Consider the following 588-nt stretch of genomic DNA (forward strand, 5'->3'; position numbering starts at 1 on the left):
CGTTTTATGACCGACCCGGATGCGATGCGGGCGATGGCGGGGCGTTTCGACGTTCACGCGCAGACGGTGGAGGATGAGGCGCGCCGGATGTGGGCGTCGTCGACCAACATCTCCGGTGCGGGGTGGGGTGGTCTGGCGGAGCGGACCTCGATGGACACCATGGGTCAGATGCAGACGGCGTTTCGCAACATCGTGAACATGCTGCACGGGGTGCGCGATGGGTTGATCCGTGACGCCAACCACTACGAGCAGCAGGAAGCTGCTTCCCAGCAGATCCTGTCGAGCTAGAAGGAGCTTTGACCGATGTCGATTAACTACCAGTTCGGTGATGTGAATGCCCACGGTGCGTTGATCCGTGCTCAGGCTGCCTCGTTGGAGGCCGAGCACCAGGCGATCGTGCATGACGTGTTGGCGGCCGGGGATTTCTGGGGTGGCGCCGGTTCGGTGGCCTGCCAGGAGTTCGTGGCGCAGTTGGGCCGCAACTTCGCGGTGATCTACGAGCAGGCCAACGCCCACGGTCAGAAGGTGCAGACCGCCGGCAACAACATGGCCAACACCGACGCCTCGGTGGGCTCCAGCTGGGCCTGA

The 588-nt window shown here is 63.8% G+C and carries 2 protein-coding genes; both read left to right on the forward strand.

Features of this window, described 5'->3' with window-relative positions; all coding sequences use genetic code 11:
- Nucleotides 1-288, forward strand: a 288-nt coding sequence (locus BST10_RS22270; protein WP_109559628.1) for a WXG100 family type VII secretion target, incomplete at its 5' end; no start/stop codon positions are given.
- Nucleotides 289-303: 15 nt separating this feature from the next.
- A complete protein-coding gene (locus BST10_RS22275; protein WP_013827941.1) occupies nt 304-588 on the forward strand; it encodes a WXG100 family type VII secretion target in 285 nt (94 codons plus the stop codon).

The sequence above is a fragment of the Mycolicibacter algericus DSM 45454 genome (genome assembly GCF_002086455.1).
GTDB lineage: Bacteria > Actinomycetota > Actinomycetes > Mycobacteriales > Mycobacteriaceae > Mycobacterium > Mycobacterium algericum.

Excerpts from the sequence above, each read along its gene's own strand:
- BST10_RS22275 (WP_013827941.1), top strand. The coding sequence starts at position 304 with ATGTCGATTAACTACCAGTTCGGTGATGTGAATGCCCACGGTGCGTTG.